Genomic DNA, 14,840 nt, shown 5'->3' with positions numbered 1-14,840 from the left:
CGGACCGTGCTCCCTGTATAGCCCCGTGAGGTGTCCCGTGTCTCCGCGTCGCAACCGCCCCAAGGTCGCCGGCTCCTCCGGCCAGGGCGCCGAGGAGGACCGCTCGGGCCGCTACGGCGGCTGGCAGTCGACGGAGAGCTGGCAGGGGGAGGAGTGGAGCGTGCGGCACGTCGCGGGGGCGAGCGCCGAGGGCAAGACGTACCGCTGCCCCGGCTGCGACCAGATGATCCCCTCCGGCCTGCCGCACGTGGTGGCCTGGCCGGAGTTCTCCGGGGTCGACGAGCGCCGGCACTGGCACAAGGCCTGCTGGAACGCGAAGGACCGCCGCACCACGAGGGTGCAGCGGTCCCGCAACGCGCCGCGCTTCTGATCCGGAGGGCGGCCGCTACACGTCCCGCTTCTCCAGCAGGGCCTGGGCGCCGGCGTACACGACCGCGGTCACCACGACCATGATCCACAGCGGGTCCCAGCCGCTCGGGCCGGTGTCGGTGAGCGAGTTGTCGTACAGCACGCTGAGCTGGTTCGGCACCGAGTACTCGATCAGCGCCTGACGCAGGTCCTCCAGCTGCCGCGCGCCCATGAACAGGGCGACGACGAGCGGTGCGAGGACCACGCCGATCATGGTCGTGATGGCGCCCGCCGAGTGCCGCACCAGGGAGCCCACCAGCAGGGACAGCAGCCCGAGCAGCGCGACGAACAGGCCGACGCCGACGGTCGCCTTCAGCCACTCCGCGGCGTCGGGACTGCGCACGCCGTCGCCCTTGAGCATCGAGACCTGCGCGACGGCGACGAACGTGGCGGCGCCGGCGGAGACCACGAAGGCCAGGCCGAAGAACACGATCGACTTCGCGGCGAGGATGCGGCCGCGGCTCGGGCAGGCCGTCATCGTCGTGCGCACCATGCCGGTGCCGTACTCGGAGGCGGTGGTCAGCACGCCCAGCGTGACGATGCACATCGTGCCGAGCAGGATGCCGAAGAAGCCCAGCGACAGCGCGTTCTGGCCGGACAGGTCGGCACCCGTCAGCAGCGAGCCGGTCAGCAGCCCGATGCCGACGACCAGCAGCAGGAAGACGCCGAGCGTCCACATCGTGGAGCGCACCGACCGGATCTTGGTCCACTCGGAGGCCAGCGCGTGCCCGAGGTGCGTCTGCACCACGGGGATCGGCGAGGTGTACGTGGGGTACGCGGCGCCCGGCGCCCCGTGCCCGGCGGGCGCGGTCTGCGGCAGCGGAGTGGGAGGCGTGGTCATCGGGCGTCCTCGGACTCGGTCGGGGCGACGGGGGCGGCAGGGGCGGTTGGTGCGGCCGGGGCCTGCGGCAGGGCGGCGGGCGCGGCGGGGGCGGGAGCCTGGGGTGCCGCGTACGGGTTGCCCGCGGCGGGCGCGGGCGGCGCCGTGTACGGCCCTGTGGGCGCCGCGTACGGGTTCGCCGGGACCTGGCCGGGCTGCGGCGGCGCGAACCCCGGAGCGCCCGGCTGGGGCGGCGGCGGGGCGTACCAGTCGGGCTGGCCCTGGCCGGGGACGGGCATCGGCGGCTGTCCGGGCATCGGCTGGTGGGCGCCGGGCGGCAGTTGCCGCATGAGCCCCTGCTTGAGGTCGGTCGTGGACCTGAAGTCGACGGCACCCTGCGTCATCCGCATGTACGCCTCCTCCAACGAGGCCTGGTGCGGCGACAGTTCCCACAGCCGGACGTCGCTCTCGTGGGCCACGTCGCTGATCCGCGGCAGCGCCAGCCCGGTCACCCGCAGTGCCCCGTCCGGCTCGGGCAGCACCTGGCCGCCCGCCTCGGTGAGCGCGGACGTCAGCTTCTCGCGCAGGTGGGGTTCGGTGTCCGGCGTCCTGACCCGGGCGAATCCCGCCGAGTTGGCGGCGATGAAGGCACCGACCCCCATGTCGGCGAGGAGCTGTCCGCGGCCGATCACGATGAGGTGGTCGGCGGTCACCGCCATCTCGCTCATCAGGTGCGAGGAGACGAAGACCGTGCGGCCCTCGGCGGCCAGCGCCTTCATCAGGTTGCGCACCCACAGGATGCCCTCGGGGTCGAGCCCGTTGACCGGCTCGTCGAACAGCAGCACCTTCGGGTCGCCCAGCAGGGCGGCCGCGATGCCGAGGCGCTGGCCCATGCCGAGCGAGAACCCCTTGGACCGCCGGCGCGCCACGTCCTGGAGGCCGACGACGCCCAGGACCTCGTCCACCCGGCGGGCCGGGATGCCGGAGAGCTGGGCCAGCGACAGCAGGTGGCTGCGGGCCTGCCGGCCGCCGTGCACCGCCTTCGCGTCGAGCAGCGCCCCGACCTGCCGCGCCGCGTTGGGCAGTTGGCGGAAGGGGCGGCCGCCGATGGTGACGTGCCCGGCGGTGGGGTTGTCCAGGCCGAGGATCATCCGCATCGTCGTGGACTTGCCCGAGCCGTTCGGCCCGAGGAAGCCGGTGACCAGTCCCGGACGCACCTGGAAGGTGAGGTTGTGCACGGCTGTCTTGTCGCCGTATCGCTTGGTCAGGCCAACTGCCTCGATCATGCTCCGCACCCATCGCAAGGTTCAGGACAGCGGGGCGCGCGCCCCCCGTAAGGGTTAGGAGGATAACCGGGTGTGGACGGTTCCCGGCCGGGAAGGCGGGAGAACTCCGCAGGTCCCGTATGCCGCTATGCGTCCCGCTTTCTGAGCAGCAGGTACCCGCCGAGCACGGCCGCCGCCACCCACAGCACCATGATCCCGAGGCCGCCCCAGGGCCCGTAGGGGGTGTCGTCGTCGAGCGGGGTGACCACCTGCATGATGCGGCTGCCCGCCTGGTCGGGCAGGAACTGGCCGATCCGCTTCGTCGCCGAGACGTTGCCGAGGATGTTGGAGATCAGGAAGAAGAACGGCATGAGGATGCCGAGGGACAGCATCGGCGAGCGCAGCATGGTCGCCACGCCCATGGAGAACACCGCGATGAGCGTCATGTAGAGGCCGCCGCCGAAGACCGCGCGCAGCACCCCCGGGTCGCCGATCGAGGCGCGGTGCGAGCCGAGCAGGGCCTGGCCCAGGAAGAACGTGGCGAAGCTGGTCGCGAGCCCCACCACGAGCGCGAGCAGCGCGGCCACCGCGATCTTGCTGAACAGGAAGGTGCCCCGGCGCGGTACCGCCGCGAGCGAGGTGCGGATCATGCCGGTGCTGTACTCGTTCGACACCACGAGCACCCCGAACACGATCATCGCGAGCTGCCCGAGGGTCATGCCGGCGAAACTGACGAACGTCGGGTCGAAGGAGAGCTGGTCCCGCGCGCTCATGTTGTCGAACTCGTTCTTCGACAGCGCCGAGATCAGCGCGCCGAGGGCGAGCGTGACGACCACGGCGAGGGACAGCGTCCACACCGTGGAGGCCACGGACCGGATCTTCGTCCACTCGGAGCGGACGACCTGGGAGACCGCCATGGCTCAGTCGCCCCGCTTCCGGTTGCCGCGCCTCTTCGGGTCGTTCCAGTCGCTGCCCCACTGCGGCACCTGCGGACGCGGGGGAGCGGCGCCCGGGACGGGTGGCGGCGGGGCCGCCGGGACGCCCGCGACACCGGTTCCGGTGCGGGCGGCGTCGTCCGGACGGAAGCCCTCGGGCACCGGCGGGGCGGGGGTGTCGGTGTGCGCGTGGTACTCCACGGACTCCGCGGTCAGCTGCATGAACGCCTCTTCCAGGGACGCCTGTTGCGGACTCAGCTCGTGCAGCACGACCTGGTTCGCCGCGGCCAGTTCACCGATGTCCTCGGGTGAGCCGCGGTCGATCTCCAGGGCGCCGCCGCCCGTCTCCACCACCGTCACACCGGCCCGGTGCAGCAGGTCGAGCAGCCGCTCGCGCTGCGGGGAGCGGACCCGGACGAAGGAGCGGGAGTTCTGCCGGATGAAGTCGGCCATCGAGGTGTCGGCGAGCAGCCGGCCCTGGCCGATGACGACGAGATGGTCCGCGGTGAGCGCCATCTCGCTCATCAGGTGCGAGGAGACGAACACCGTGCGCCCCTGCCCCGCGAGCGTCTTCATGAGGTTGCGGATCCAGTGGATGCCCTCGGGGTCGAGTCCGTTGACCGGCTCGTCGAACATCAGGATCTGCGGATCGCCCAGCAGGGCGCCCGCGATGCCGAGGCGCTGGCCCATGCCGAGCGAGAACCCCTTGGCCTTCTTGCGGGCCACCGCCGTCAGACCGACCACGTCCAGCACCTCGTGCACCCGGGAGCCGGGGATGCCGTTGCTCTGCGCGAGGCACAGCAGGTGGTTGTAGGCGCTGCGCCCGCCGTGCATCGCCTTGGCGTCCAGCAGCGCCCCGATGTACTTCAGGGGCTCGACGAGCTGGTCGTAGCGCTTGCCGTCGATGCGCACGGCACCGGCGGACGGCCGGTCGAGGCCGAGCATCATCCGCATCGTCGTGGACTTGCCGGCGCCGTTGGGGCCGAGGAAGCCGGTGACCATGCCCGGCCGGACGGTGAAGGTGAGGTCGTCGACCGCCGTCTTCTCGCCGTACCGCTTGGTCAGCCCCGAGAGCTCGATCATGCGGCCACGCTAGGACGGGCGCGCGGGGCCTGCCACCGGAGCGGCCCGGGGGCGCCGCAACGACGGAGGCCCGCATCCCTGGGGGATGCGGGCCTCCGTCACGTTCACTGGCTCAGGTCGTCACCGGAACAGGGTCACCGGGACTGCTGGGCCGGCACACCACGGGTGATCGGCTCGTCCTCGGCCGGCGTGGTCGCGGCGGCGACCGCGGCACCGGTGAGGGTGGCGAGCATTTCGCGCACGTTCGTCAGCTGGGCGTTGATCGAGTCGCGACGGTTCGTCAGGGCCGCGAGCTCACGCTCGGACTCCGAACGGATCCGGTCGGCCTTGGCGTTCGCGTCGGCCACGATGTCCTCGGCCTGGCGCTGCGCCGTCTCGACGGTCTGGCGGGCACGGCGCTCGGCGTCGGTGCGCAGCTTCTCCGCCTCCAGACGGAGCTGCTCCGCGCGGTGCTCGATCTCCGCGAGACGCTTCTCCGCCTTGGCCTGACGCGAGGCCAGGTCGCGCTCGGACTGCTCGCGGCGCTTGGCCAGGTTCGTCTCGAAGTCCGCGGCGGCCTGGGCGGCCTTGGCGCGGGTCTCCTCGAAGAGGGCGTCCGCCTCCTCGCGCTTCGACTGCGCGTCCTTCTGGGCCTCGGAACGCAGCTGCGACGCGTCGCTCTTGGCCTTCTCGACGATCCGGACGCCCTCGTCCTCCGCCTTGGCCTTGCGCTCGGACGCGAAGGACTCCGCGTCGTTGCGCACCTGCTGGGCGGCGGACTCGGCGAGCTCGCGGTGCTGCTCGGACGCCCGGCGGGCCTCCTCGCGCAGATCCTTGGCCTCCTCCTCGGCGAGGCGGAGGATCTTCTCGACGCGGGCGCCGAGTCCGGCGTAGGACGGCTCCGCGTCGTTGATCTGGGCCTGGGCGTTCTGCGTTTCGAGGTGGAGTTCCTCGATGCGCTTCTCCAGAGCGGTGATGCGGGCGAGAGCGCTGTCACGGTCGGAGACGAGCTTGGAGATACGTTCGTCCACCTGAGCGCGGTCGTACCCACGCCGCACAAGCTCGAAGCCGTAGGGGGAAGTGTCGCTCATGGGGTTCCTGTCGAATGAGACCGGTGAGGTGATAGGGGAATCCTAGGGGCCAAAGCGGCGTGTCATCGAGCGGATGCGTGTTTGATCTGGAGAATGACACCCCTTTTGAGTGGCTAAGCGGAGGGCGGCTTGCCAAAGACTTGGTCAAAGGCCCCAGAAGACACCCAAGTTGGCGCTCATCCCTAGTTTTCTCCCGATTTGCCACCCGAACGTGTCGGCCCCGCGGCAGCGCCCGCCTTGACGCCCGGATCCTTGTCGGCCGCCGGTGTCTCGAAGCCCAACGCCTCCAACACGTCCTGGACACGGGAGATCTCGGCGTTGATGTCCTGCCGGCGCCGCATCAGGACGTCCAGCTCGCGCTGACCGTCCTCGACCGTGCGGCGCGCCTCCTCGGTGGCCTCGGCCTTCAGCTTCTCGGCCTCCGCGACGAGGCTGGCCTTCTTCTGCTCGGCCTCCTTCAGGAGACCCTCGGCCTTCTTCACCGCGGCGATACGGACCTTGCCCGCCTCGGAGTTGGCGTCCGAGACCAGTTCCTTCGCCTTCGACTGCGCCTTGCCCAACTGCTCCTCGGCCGCCTTGATGAGCGCGTCGCAGCGGTCGCCCGCGGACCTCATCGTCTCGGCCGACTCGCGCCGGGCACGCGCGTGCAGTTCCTCGATCTCGCCGGTGATCCGGTCGCGCAGCTCCTCGGCCCGCTCCCTTATGGCCGTCGCGTCCGTGCGCGCCCCGACGAGGAGTTCGTCGGCGTCCGTACGGGCCTTCTCCACAAGGGAGTTGCCCTCGACGGTGGCCTCGCCCACGATGCGGTCCGCCTCCGAACGGGCCACGCCCACCATGGCGTCGGCCTGCGCCTCGGCGTCCGCCGTCGTCCGGTGGGCCTGCTGGGTCGCCTCGGTGAGGAGCTTGTCCGCCTCGGTCGTCGTCTCCGTGATGAGGGTGTCGACCTGCTCGGCCGCCTCGGAACGCCGCTTGTTGGCGTCGCGCCGCGCCTCGTCGAGGGTGCGCTCCGCCTCCTCGCGCGCCGCCGTGGTGAGCCGCTCCGCCTCCGCCTCCGCGGCGGCCTTGAGCCGGTTCGTGTCGGCGCGCACCTGCTCGGCGTGCCGACGGGCCGAACCCACGGTCTCCGACGCCTCGGCGCGCAGCCGCTCCGCCTCGTTCGTGGCCTCCCCGACGAGCGTGTCCGCCGCGGCGACGGCCTCCGCGCGCACCCGCTCCGCCTCGGCGGCCGTCTCCGACTGGAGCCGCTCCGCCTCCGAACGGGCCTCGTTGACCAGGGTGTCCGCCTGCGTCGCCGCGTCCGAGCGCAGCCGGTTGGCGTCCTCCCGGGCCTCGGCCCGCGCACGGGCCGCGTCGTGGTCCGCCTGCGCGATCGTGTCCGACGCCTGCGTACGGGCACGCTGCGCGTGGTCCGCCGCCTCCGACCGCAGCCGCTCCGCCTCCGCCGCGGCCTCGGCCACGGTGCGCTCGGCCAGCGCGCGGGCGGCCTCCGCCGCCGCGTCCGCCTCGTCCCGCACCCGGGTGGCGTCCTCGCCGGCGCGCTCGCGCTCCGCGTAGGCGTCGGCGCGGACCCGGCCGGCCTCCTCCTCGGCCTCGCGCCGGGTGCGGTCCGCCGCGTGCTCGGCGGCCGACCGCAGACCCTGGATCTCCTCCTGGGCCTGCTCGTGCAGCCCGTTGACGGACTCCCGCACCTGCTGCGCGTGCTGCTCGGCGGCCGACACCATCTCGTTCGCCCGGCGGTCCGCCTCCTCGACCAGCCGGACGGCCTCGGCCTGCGCCTCCTCGACGCGGGTGCGCGCCGAGGCCAGCAGCTCCTCGCCCTGCTCCCGGGACCGCTCGCGCTCCTGGTCGGCCTCCTGGCGCGCCGAACCGAGCAGTTCCTCGGCCTCGCGGCGGCGCCTGGTGGCCTCCTCCTGGGCGGCGGACAGTGTCTCCGACGCCTCGGCGGCCAGCCGCTCGGCCGCGGCCTGCGCCTCCGCGCGGACCCGGTCCGCGCTCTCCTGCGCCTCCGACTTCAGCCGCTCGGCCTCCGCCGACGCCTCCGACCGCAGCCGCACGGCCACCGTCTCGCCCTCGGCGCGGGACGCCGACGCGTCCGCCGCGGCCTCGTCGCGCAGCCGCTGCGCCTCCGCCGACGCCTGGTCCTGCAGCGTGCGGACGCGTTCCGCGGCCTCCGCGCGCAGCCGGTCCGCCTCGTCGGCGGCCTCGCGGCGCACCCGCTCGCCCTCGGCACGGGCGTCGGTGAGCGCCTGCTCGGCGGCGGCCAGCCGCTCCTCGCCCTCGGTGCGCAGCCGCGTCAGCTCGTCGGCGGCCTCGGCCCTGCGGGACTCGACGCCCCGCTCGGTCTCCTCGCGCAGCTCCCGGGCGGCCCGCTCGGCGTCCTCGCGGACACCGTCGGCCTGCTCGGCGGCCTCGGCGCGCAGCCGCTCGGCCTCCTCGCGGGACCGGGCCAGCGTCTCCTCGGCCTGCCGGCGCAGCGCGGTCGCCCGCTCGATGGCCTCGGTGCGGACCTTCTCGCTGTCGGCCGTCGCGGTCTGCCGCAGCTCGTCCGCGTCGGCCCGCGCCTTCGCCAGCAGCTCCTCGGCGCTGTTGGCGGCCTCCTCGATCTGCTGGACGGCCTCGCGGCGGGCCTCCGCCCGGATCTTCTCGCCCTCGGCGACCGCCTCGGAACGCAGCTGCTCGGCCTCGCCGCGCAGCCTGCGCGCCTCCTCCTGGAGCTCGACCGTCTTGGCCCGGTACTCCTTGGTGTCGTCCTTCGCCGTGCCCTTGAGCTGCTCGGCGATGTCGTGCGCCTCGGCGCGCAGCCGGTCGGCCTCGGTCTCCGCGTCCGTGCGGATCCGCTCGGCCTCCTCGGCTGCCGCCTTGGTGGTGTTCTTGGCCTCCTCGGACGCCTTGTTCAGGACGTCCTCGGCGGTACGGGCCGCCTTCGCGAGCTGGGTGGCGGACTCCTCGGCGGTGACGCTGCGGGCCTTCTCGCCGGCCTCCGCGAGGATCTTCTCCGCCTCGGCACGGGCGTCCGCGACGAGCTGCTCGGCGTCGCCGCGGGTGGTCTCGGCCTCCTTGGTGGCCTCGCTGACCAGCCGGGCGACCTGCTCCTTCGCCGTACGGGTGCGCTGCTCGTTGGCCGACTCGGCGCTGGAGATCGCCTTCGCGGCGGCGTCCTTCGCCTCGGTGACCAGCTTCTCGGCCTCGGCACGGGCCTCGCGCAGCGCCGTCTCGGCCGCCGCCATCCGCTGCTCGGCGTCCCGGCCGAGCTCCGCCGACCGGCGCCGGACGGTGTCCGACTCGTTCGCGGTGGACGAGCGCAGCTGCTCCGCGTGCTCGGTGGCCTCCTGGGCCTGCGCGGAGGCCGCGCTCAGCAGCCGCTCGGCGTCCGCACGGGCGCGGCGCAGCAACTGCTCCGCCTCCGCGCGGGCGCTCTCCGCGTCGTTCTGGAGCCGCTGGCGGGCCTCGCCGGTCAGCCGCTCGGCCTCCGCGCGGGCCGCCGCCATCGCCTGGTCGGCCTCGGCGCGCGACTCGTCGAGCAGCCGGCGTGCCTGCTGCTCGGTGCGGGCGCGCAGCTGCTCGGCCCACGCCACGTTCTCGTTGACGTGGGACTCGACGGTCTGACGGCGCTCCGCGAGCTCCTGGTCGAGCTGCTGGCGGCGCGTCACCGCCTCGGAGTGCAGTTCCGCCTGGAGGCGCGCGGTCTGCTCCGCGTGCTCCTGGAGGATGCGCTGCGTCTGCGCGCGGGCCTGGCTCAGCTCCCGTTCGGCGTCCTGCCGCAGCTGGTCGGCCTGCATCTGCGCGTTCCGCAGCATCTGCTCGGCCTGGTAGCCGATGTCGGCGCCGTCGTAGGCGGGCCGGAACATGATGGTGCGCCGCGCCTCGTGCAGCTTGGCGCGCAGCACCTCGACCTGGTAGCCGAGGTCCTCGGCGTGCTGGATCGCCTTTTCCCGCTCGGTCTTCAGCCGATCCATCTCGGCCTCGAACCGAGAGAGGTGGTCGACGTCAGCCGCCGGCTCTCGCTCCTGGCGTTCGTAGCCCCGCACTGCGCGGTCCCATCCGTCCCCTGGTCGCAAGCTTTCCCAACGAGCCCCGTCCATCCGCCGAACGGGTCCCCCGGGGATGGTGTCAGATCAGCGAAGGAACCCGGGCTGCCGCCCCGACGCTCGTCCCCCGAAACACGACCCCGGCAAGCGGTCGCCCTGGATCGGAGCGGCGACCGCCACCAACCCTACCGGCCCACATGTACGAGGGTCAGTGCTCAGGTGACTCAACAGCCGCCGAAGTGACCAGTTCTGTCAGTACTCCGTGGCAATCCTTCGGGTGCAGGAAGGTGATCCGTGACCCCATCGAACCGATGCGGGGCTCGTCGTACAGCACGCGTACGCCCTTGTCGCGGACGGCGGCGGCGTCCCCGTCGACGTCCGCGGTGCCGAAGGCGATGTGATGGACGCCCTCCCCGTTCTTCGCCAGCCACTTGCCCACGGCGGAGTCCTCCCGCACGGATTCGAGCAGTTGCAGATACGAAGACCCGCCGTCCGACGTGTCGTTGATCTTGAGCATGGCCTCACGGACCCCCTGCTCCTCGTTGACCTCGGTGTGGAACACCTCGAATCCGTACGTCGCCCGGTAGAACTCGACGGTGGCGTCGAGGTCGAAGCAGGCGATCCCGATGTGGTCGATTCGCGTCAGCATGGACTCAGTGCAGCGCTCCGGAGGTGGTTACGCAACGTGCGCGCCGTCACACCGACGGCACCGTGACGGGCCGACTACCGGTCAGTACATTCAGGTACACCCTCATCCGGGGGATCCCCGGACCCCCCGAACCGTCCACTCCTCGGCTGTGCAAGCTGGAAGGGGATCGCTCCTCATGTCTGCAAAGAACGGCACGACCTCGGTGATCGTCGCGGGTGCCCGCACCCCCATGGGGCGGCTGCTGGGCTCCCTGAAGTCCTTCTCGGGAGCCGACCTCGGCGGCTTCGCCATCAAGGCCGCCCTCGACCGCGCGGGGATCGGCGGCGACCAGGTGCAGTACGTGATCATGGGCCAGGTGCTCCAGGCCGGCGCGGGCCAGATTCCCGCCCGGCAGGCCGCCGTCAAGGCCGGCATCCCGATGAACGTCCCGGCGCTCACCGTCAACAAGGTGTGCCTGTCCGGCCTCGACGCCATCGCCCTCGCCGACCAGCTCATCCGCGCCGGCGAGTTCGACGTGGTCGTCGCGGGCGGCCAGGAGTCCATGACCAACGCGCCCCACCTGCTGCCCAAGTCCCGCGAGGGCTACAAGTACGGGGCCGTCGAGATGCTCGACGCGATGGCGTACGACGGGCTGACCGACTCCTTCGAGAACATCCCCATGGGCGCCTCCACGGAGAAGCACAACACCCGCCTCGGCATCGCCCGCCCCGAGCAGGACGAGGTCGCCGCGCTGTCCCACCAGCGCGCCGCCGCCGCCCAGAAGAACGGGATCTTCGAGGCCGAGATCACCCCGGTGGAGATCCCGCAGCGCAAGGGCGAGCCGGTCGTGTTCAGCAAGGACGAGGGCATCCGGGCCGACACCACGGCCGAGTCCCTGGGCAAGCTGCGCCCCGCCTTCGCCAAGGACGGCACGATCACCGCCGGTTCGTCGTCGCAGATCTCCGACGGCGCCGCCGCGGTCGTCGTGATGAGCCGGGCCAAGGCCGAGGAGCTGGGCCTGGAGTGGATCGCCGAGATCGGCGCCCACGGCAACGTGGCGGGCCCCGACAACTCGCTCCAGTCGCAGCCCTCCAACGCCATCCTGCACGCCCTGGGCAAGGAGGGCCTGGACGTCTCCGACCTCGACCTCGTCGAGATCAACGAGGCGTTCGCCGCGGTCGCCGTCCAGTCGATGAAGGACCTGGGCCTGTCCACGGACAAGGTGAACGTCAACGGTGGTGCCATCGCTCTCGGCCACCCCATCGGCATGTCCGGCGCCCGCCTCGTCCTGCACCTCGCGCTGGAACTGAAGCGGCGCGGCGGCGGTGTCGGCGCGGCCGCCCTGTGCGGCGGCGGCGGTCAGGGTGACGCCCTGATCGTGCGGGTAGCCAAGGGCTGAACCTTCTTCTCGACCCCTCCGGGCCCCCGCCGGGCCCGACCCGGAACGGAGCTGTGATGCGGGACGTCGCCACGCTGGTCGCCCAGGCCAGGGAGGGCAGGCCGCGGGCCGTGGCCCGCCTGATCTCCCTGGTGGAGGGGGCGTCCCCCCAGCTCCGGGAGGTGATGGCCACGCTCGCGCCGCTCACCGGCAACGCGTACGTGGTCGGCCTGACGGGCTCGCCCGGCGTCGGCAAGTCCACGTCCACGTCGGCGCTGGTGACGGCGTACCGCAAGCAGGGGCGGCGGGTCGGCGTGCTCGCCGTCGACCCGTCGTCGCCGTTCTCCGGGGGCGCGCTGCTGGGCGACCGGGTCCGGATGTCGGAGCACGCCTCCGACCCCGGCGTCTACATCCGCTCGATGGCCACCCGCGGCCACCTCGGCGGACTCGCCTGGGCGGCACCGCAGGCCATCCGCGTCCTCGACGCGGCGGGCGTCGACGTGATCCTCGTCGAGACGGTCGGCGTCGGCCAGTCCGAGGTGGAGATCGCCGCGCAGGCCGACACCTCCGTGGTGCTGCTGGCGCCCGGCATGGGCGACGGCATCCAGGCGGCCAAGGCCGGGATCCTGGAGATCGGCGACGTGTACGTCGTCAACAAGGCGGACCGCGACGGCGCGGACGCGACCGCCCGCGAACTGAACCACATGCTCGGGCTGGGCGAGTCCCGCGGCGCCGGTGACTGGCGGCCGCCGATCGTCAAGACGGTGGCCGCGCGCGGCGAGGGCGTCGACGAGGTCGTCGAGGCGCTGGAGAAGCACCGGGCGTGGATGGAGGAGCGGGGCGTGCTCGCCGAGCGGCGGCGGGCGCGGGCCGCGCGCGAGGTCGAGACGATCGCGGTGACGGCCCTGCGGGAGCGGATCGCGGACCTGCACGGGCACCGGCGGCTGAGCGCGCTGGCGGAGCGGATCGTGGCCGGGGAGCTGGACCCGTACCGGGCCGCCGACGAACTGATCGCGGAGCTGACGGAGGGCTGAGGCCCGGTCTGGCCGCGTCCCCGGACGCCTGCCGGGCCGGGAGCGGGAGCGGGCCGGCAGGCGGGCCCGGGGCCGGGGGCGGGGCGGAAAGGGCAGGCCGCGCCCGAAGGGCCCCTGCTACCGTGACCGCGTGTTCCGTCTCCTTGCGTAGGCCCCGCCCGAGCCCGTGACCCGCAGCCGGTGAAGTGCTGTGTGGGGCACGGCACTTCGGCGACCCTTCCGGCCTTCAGCGAGGAATCCCAGGAACCCCATGTCCAGCTATGCAGCGGTGCTCCGCATCCCGCATGCCTCCCGCACCTTCGCCGCCGCCCTCGTCGCGCGGCTGTCGTACGGGACCGTCTCCCTCGCCATGATCCTCGCCACCGCACGGGCCACCGGCTCGTACGCGGCGGCCGGGGTGGTCATGGCCCTCTTCGGCGCTCTGAGCGTCTTCCTCTCGCCCGCCCGCGCCGCCCTCGTGGACCGGTTCGGGCCGCGCCGCGCCCTGGTGCCCATGGCATCCGTGTACGCGGGCCTGCTCGGGGTGTTCGCGGTGGCCGCCTGGCGCCCCGGGGCGTCCGTCTGGCCGGTCGGCGCGGCGGCCGTCGCCGCGGGTGCCTGCACGCCGCCCATCGGCCCGACCATGCGTGCCGTGTGGGGCGAAGTCGCCCCGGAGCCTGGCCTGTTGCAGCGTGCGTACAGTCTCGACGGCGTCGCCGAGGAGGTGCTGTTCGTCTCCGGGCCGTTGCTGGTCGGCGCCCTCGTGCGGTGGGCGCCGCCGGCCGCCGGGGTCGTGCTAAGCGCGCTGCTGGTCCTCGTGGGGACACTGGCGTTCGTGGCGTCGCCCGTGGTGGCGGCGGTGCGTCCGGCGCCCCGGGCCGCGAAGCCCGCCGGGTCCCAACGGCGGGTCGGGCGCGCCCTGTTGCGGCCGGTCGCCGTCGCCGCCGGTGTCGGGCTGGCGCTGGGCGCGATCGATCTGCTGGTCGTGGCGTTCGCGGGGGAGCACCGGCACGGGGACGCCGTGGTCGCCTGGGTGTTCGCCGCGCTGTCGGCCGGCAGCGCGGTCGGCGGCCTGCTGAACGGGGCGGTCGACTGGCGTGTGCCTGCCGGGGTTCGGCTGCCGCTGGCGGCCTGCGGGCTCGGACTCGCGCTGTTCGGGGCCGGGTTGGCGCCCGGTCTCGGTGTGCTGACGGTGGCCGTCGCGTGCGCCGGGTTCTTCGTCGGTCCCGCGCTGACCACGGCGTATCTGATCGCGGACGAGAGCGCACCGCCCGGCCGTCGCACCCAGGCGGGCGCGTGGGTCAACACCGGTGTGAACGCCGGGAGTTCGGGAGGCGCGGCGGCCATCGGGCTGGTGATCGGGCACGCGCCGCTGGGCCTGTGCTTCGCATTCGCGGGCGCGGCGGCGGTCCTGGCGGCCGCGGTGTCGGCCTGCGGGTCGTCGCCCGCGGCACCCGCCGACCGCCCGGCCGGGGAGCCTGCGGGCGTCTGAGGGCCTGTCGCGGACGTGGAGCCGTCGGACGGGACGTGCCCCGCGCCGGGTGCCGTGTCACGTCGGGCTCCGGGGACCGCCGCCCCCGGTGGCCGTCCCGCCGGGCAGGCGGGCCACCGGGCGCCGGGACGCCGCGCCGTCGTCCGGTGGAGCGGTCACCGGACCGCAGTGTGCCGGCAGGGCCACGGCGAGGCCGGAGGGCCGCACAGCGGCCCGCGGAGCTAGGGACGGCCCCGGTGGCCGCGCAGGTGGTCGGCGACCGGCCGCAGGGCCCTGTCGAGCTCGGCCAGCGCCTCGGGGGACAGCAGGTCCATGAAGTGCCGCCGCACGGAGGCGACATGGTGCGGAGCGACCTTGTTCATGGTCTCGCGGCCGTGCTCGGTGAGGACGGCGAAGAGGCCGCGCCGGTCCGACTCGCAGTTCTCGCGGCGGACGAGGTCGGCCTTCTCCATCCTGGTGATCTGGTGCGAGAGCCGGCTCTTGGACTGGAGGGTGGCCGACGCGAGGTCGCTCATCCGCATCCGGTCGTCCTCGGACTCGGACAGGTTCACCAGGATCTCGTAGTCGTTCATGGTCAGGCCGAACGGCTGGAGGTCGCGCTCCAACTGGTACGTCAGCAGTCTGTTGACCTCCAGGTGGGTGCGCCAGGCGCACTGCTCCGCGTCGGTCAGCCAGCGGGTGGACGTTTCGGTCTCCATGCGGGAAGTCTACCCAAGAAGT

General features: G+C 73.2%; 12 protein-coding genes. 4 read left to right on the top strand and 8 right to left on the bottom strand.

The window, feature by feature from the left end; translation table 11 throughout:
• Positions 1-37 precede the first annotated feature (37 nt).
• On the top strand, positions 38-370 hold the full coding sequence (locus ACFZA0_RS29095) for an ATP/GTP-binding protein (protein ID WP_391022438.1): 333 nt from the start codon (positions 38-40) through the stop codon (positions 368-370).
• 15 nt (positions 371-385) lie between these two features.
• Here the strand turns inward: ACFZA0_RS29095 and ACFZA0_RS29090 are convergent, their stop codons facing one another.
• The 7 genes from ACFZA0_RS29090 to mce form a co-directional block, all read right to left on the bottom strand.
• Positions 386-1,249, bottom strand: a complete 864-nt coding sequence (locus ACFZA0_RS29090; RefSeq protein ID WP_391022436.1) for an ABC transporter permease — start codon at positions 1,247-1,249, stop codon at positions 386-388.
• Complete coding sequence (locus tag ACFZA0_RS29085) at positions 1,246-2,514, bottom strand: ATP-binding cassette domain-containing protein (RefSeq protein ID WP_391022434.1); 1,269 nt, start codon at positions 2,512-2,514, stop codon at positions 1,246-1,248. The genes ACFZA0_RS29090 and ACFZA0_RS29085 overlap by 4 nt, the downstream gene beginning before the upstream one ends.
• Before the next feature lie 125 nt (positions 2,515-2,639).
• Entirely contained in the window at positions 2,640-3,410 is a 771-nt protein-coding gene (locus tag ACFZA0_RS29080) for an ABC transporter permease (RefSeq protein WP_391022432.1), read from the bottom strand.
• A 3-nt stretch (positions 3,411-3,413) separates the two neighbouring features.
• Positions 3,414-4,511, bottom strand: coding sequence for an ATP-binding cassette domain-containing protein (locus tag ACFZA0_RS29075; protein WP_391022430.1), 1,098 nt, complete (start codon positions 4,509-4,511; stop codon positions 3,414-3,416).
• A gap of 134 nt (positions 4,512-4,645) precedes the next feature.
• Positions 4,646-5,581, bottom strand: coding sequence for a cellulose-binding protein (locus ACFZA0_RS29070; RefSeq protein WP_391022428.1), 936 nt, complete (start codon positions 5,579-5,581; stop codon positions 4,646-4,648).
• A gap of 182 nt (positions 5,582-5,763) precedes the next feature.
• A complete protein-coding gene (gene scy, locus ACFZA0_RS29065; RefSeq protein WP_391022426.1) occupies positions 5,764-9,609 on the bottom strand; it encodes a polarized growth protein Scy in 3,846 nt (1,281 codons plus the stop codon).
• A 208-nt stretch (positions 9,610-9,817) separates the two neighbouring features.
• Complete coding sequence (gene mce / locus ACFZA0_RS29060; RefSeq protein WP_391022424.1) at positions 9,818-10,258, bottom strand: methylmalonyl-CoA epimerase; 441 nt, start codon at positions 10,256-10,258, stop codon at positions 9,818-9,820.
• Positions 10,259-10,433: 175 nt separating this feature from the next.
• Between mce and ACFZA0_RS29055 the strand changes: the two genes are divergently transcribed.
• From ACFZA0_RS29055 to ACFZA0_RS29045, 3 genes are all read left to right on the top strand, one after another.
• Positions 10,434-11,636 (top strand): acetyl-CoA C-acyltransferase, encoded by a 1,203-nt coding sequence (locus ACFZA0_RS29055; protein WP_391022421.1) that lies wholly within the window; start codon positions 10,434-10,436, stop codon positions 11,634-11,636.
• 56 nt (positions 11,637-11,692) lie between these two features.
• On the top strand, positions 11,693-12,649 hold the full coding sequence (gene meaB, locus ACFZA0_RS29050) for a methylmalonyl Co-A mutase-associated GTPase MeaB (RefSeq protein WP_391022419.1): 957 nt from the start codon (positions 11,693-11,695) through the stop codon (positions 12,647-12,649).
• A 250-nt stretch (positions 12,650-12,899) separates the two neighbouring features.
• The gene (locus ACFZA0_RS29045) at positions 12,900-14,120 is read left to right on the top strand and encodes an MFS transporter (RefSeq protein ID WP_391022417.1); all 1,221 of its coding nucleotides are present in this window, start codon (positions 12,900-12,902) and stop codon (positions 14,118-14,120) included.
• 221 nt (positions 14,121-14,341) lie between these two features.
• Here the strand turns inward: ACFZA0_RS29045 and ACFZA0_RS29040 are convergent, their stop codons facing one another.
• Positions 14,342-14,818, bottom strand: a complete 477-nt coding sequence (locus ACFZA0_RS29040) for a MarR family transcriptional regulator (RefSeq protein ID WP_391022415.1) — start codon at positions 14,816-14,818, stop codon at positions 14,342-14,344.
• Positions 14,819-14,840: the final 22 nt, after the last annotated feature.

Source organism: Streptomyces sp. NPDC008150 (assembly GCF_042956945.1).
Lineage (GTDB): Bacteria > Actinomycetota > Actinomycetes > Streptomycetales > Streptomycetaceae > Streptomyces.
Note: the sequence above shows the minus strand (reverse complement) of the source record. Positions and strands in the feature narration are given on the sequence as shown.

Excerpts from the sequence above, each read along its gene's own strand:
- ACFZA0_RS29090 (WP_391022436.1), bottom strand. The coding sequence starts at position 1,249 with ATGACCACGCCTCCCACTCCGCTGCCGCAGACCGCGCCCGCCGGGCAC.
- ACFZA0_RS29085 (WP_391022434.1), bottom strand. The coding sequence starts at position 2,514 with ATGATCGAGGCAGTTGGCCTGACCAAGCGATACGGCGACAAGACAGCC.
- ACFZA0_RS29080 (WP_391022432.1), bottom strand. The coding sequence starts at position 3,410 with ATGGCGGTCTCCCAGGTCGTCCGCTCCGAGTGGACGAAGATCCGGTCC.
- ACFZA0_RS29075 (WP_391022430.1), bottom strand. The coding sequence starts at position 4,511 with ATGATCGAGCTCTCGGGGCTGACCAAGCGGTACGGCGAGAAGACGGCG.
- ACFZA0_RS29070 (WP_391022428.1), bottom strand. The coding sequence starts at position 5,581 with ATGAGCGACACTTCCCCCTACGGCTTCGAGCTTGTGCGGCGTGGGTAC.
- mce (WP_391022424.1), bottom strand. The coding sequence starts at position 10,258 with ATGCTGACGCGAATCGACCACATCGGGATCGCCTGCTTCGACCTCGAC.
- ACFZA0_RS29055 (WP_391022421.1), top strand. The coding sequence starts at position 10,434 with ATGTCTGCAAAGAACGGCACGACCTCGGTGATCGTCGCGGGTGCCCGC.
- meaB (WP_391022419.1), top strand. The coding sequence starts at position 11,693 with ATGCGGGACGTCGCCACGCTGGTCGCCCAGGCCAGGGAGGGCAGGCCG.
- ACFZA0_RS29045 (WP_391022417.1), top strand. The coding sequence starts at position 12,900 with ATGTCCAGCTATGCAGCGGTGCTCCGCATCCCGCATGCCTCCCGCACC.
- ACFZA0_RS29040 (WP_391022415.1), bottom strand. The coding sequence starts at position 14,818 with ATGGAGACCGAAACGTCCACCCGCTGGCTGACCGACGCGGAGCAGTGC.